This window comes from Candidatus Albibeggiatoa sp. nov. BB20 (genome assembly GCA_016744725.1).
Lineage (GTDB): Bacteria > Pseudomonadota > Gammaproteobacteria > Beggiatoales > Beggiatoaceae > Albibeggiatoa.
In genome coordinates this window covers 1-2071 of sequence record JADGDW010000290.1, presented here as the reverse complement: position 1 = coordinate 2071, position 2071 = coordinate 1, and the positions used below count along the sequence as shown (strand labels likewise).

Annotated in this window: 2 protein-coding genes; one reads left to right on the top strand and one right to left on the bottom strand. The window is 38.5% G+C overall.

Features of this window, described 5'->3' with window-relative positions; all coding sequences use genetic code 11:
* On the bottom strand, window positions 1–483 hold a 483-nt coding region (locus tag ABXH34_RS18665; RefSeq protein WP_353573399.1), incomplete at its 3' end, for a hypothetical protein.
* A gap of 393 nt (window positions 484–876) precedes the next feature.
* Here ABXH34_RS18665 and ABXH34_RS18660 point away from each other — a divergent pair.
* The coding region (locus ABXH34_RS18660; protein ID WP_353573398.1) for an FAD-binding oxidoreductase at window positions 877–2071 on the top strand (1195 nt) is incomplete at its 3' end.

Sequence of the window (2071 nt, the reverse complement as noted above, 5' to 3'; positions counted from 1 at the left end):
AAAATATTTTTTACCATAAGGCGTATACGCGATAATCATGCTTGCCCATAGCGCGTTGAACATGCCATTGACACTGTGCTTAAATGCGACCAAATATACCGCTTGATAACCCATTTGCATCATAAAGCTGTAGAATAACCACACTAGTGGCATTCCAATAAAAACCCAAAATAAAGTGTCATACCACACTAGATTGCGTCGTTCAGGCTGGGTATTTTGCAGCAACCAACCTACCCAAATTGCTTCCAACACAAAAATGACTAAAGCATAAGAATGTCCCCAAAGAAACAAAGTGGGACTATGGATAATTAGAGCCGCTAAAATGCCTTCGCGCAAGCCATAGCGGTTTAAAATAATCATCACCGCAATGCTGCCAAACATGAAATCAAGCCCAAATAGCAATGGGATATGAAATATATTGCCCAGCACACCTAATAGCACCAACACAACATACATCATATAATCTTGTATGACTTTCGCCATGAAACAGTTCCTAAATAATTAGTTAACAACGATCAATGATTCAGATATTTTTAAATACATATAAAATTAATCAGTTAAAACGGAGTGAAAATATTGCAACTTATTGAAATATTTTATAAAAATCATTTAAAGTGTTGAACTATCAAATTAAGTAAAAATAGCTAATATAAATTTAGTCAGCACATCGTATACCAGCTTACTAAGCCATGACATTATGGCGTAGCATTTATTGTTCATCAAAAGTGAGATAAATTCATGCTTTAACACGCTCATACCCGTTTAGTTGGAGATGGCCTACCCAGCTTGGGCTTAAACTAGAGTACAATGTTCAGATTCATGACTGCCAATTTTTTGGCAACATCTCTGTGTATTTTTTAAGGGCAATCGGTTTTTATGACACAGCAATTTGAATCTTGGGGGCGTTTTCCCCGCGTATCGCAAACAGTTAAAACCATACGATGGCGACATGAAATCTTACCTCTTGACAATAGATCCAATATCTTACCTTATGGTCTAGGTCGAAGTTATGGCGATGTGTGTTTAAATAATAATGGATTATTATTGCATACTCGTCAACTGAATCGTTTTATTAGTTTTGATGAAACAACAGGTTTATTGCGCTGTGAGGCGGGTGTCAGCTTTGCAGAAATCTTACAGCACTTTGTGCCGCGCGGCTGGTTCTTACCGACGACTCCTGGTACTAAATTTGTCACGGTTGGTGGTGCAATTGCCAATGATGTACATGGAAAAAATCACCATCGAGCAGGCACGTTTGGGCGACATATTACTCAATTTGAGTTAGTCACATCTGATGGTCAGCGTCACCTATGTTCTCCACAAAATAAAACTGAATATTACAATGCAACCATTGGTGGCCTAGGCCTCACAGGTTTGATTACATGGGCTGAATTTCACTTACGACCGATTCATCATCGTGCGCTTCATCAACAAATCGTAAAATTTGCCAATTTAGAAGACTTTTTTCGATTATCGGCTGAATCAGATCAAAAATATGAGTATACGATGGCTTGGGTTGATTGTCTTGCTCAAGGTGACAATGTGGGGCGCGGTATTTTCTTTCGTGGCAATCATGTAACCGAAGATGAATTAAAAGAGTTGCCGCCGAATTGGAAGCCGCCATTGGTGCAAAAATTGCCTGAAGCGATGCGAACCATGCCGATTAATCTACCTAGTTTTGCTTTAAACTCATTGACTGTAAAGGCATTTAACTTCTTGTTGTATCACAAACAACGAGTGCCAATAATAGAAGATTTTGTCGATTACGATCCATTTTTCTATCCGTTAGACTCCGTTTTAGAATGGAAACGTTTATACGGTACAAATGGCTTTTTACAGTATCAATTCGTTGTCCCTTATGAAGATCATCAAGTCATACGAACAATTTTACAAACCATTGCTAAATCAGGTTTAAGCTCATTTTTAGCAGTCTTAAAAACCTTTGGCGAACTCGAATCCCCCGGTATGTTGTCATTTCCCCGCAAAGGCGTGACGTTGGCATTAGATTTCCCTATCAAGGGCGAACAAACATTTTTACTATTAGAACAACTAGATAACATGGTACATGAGG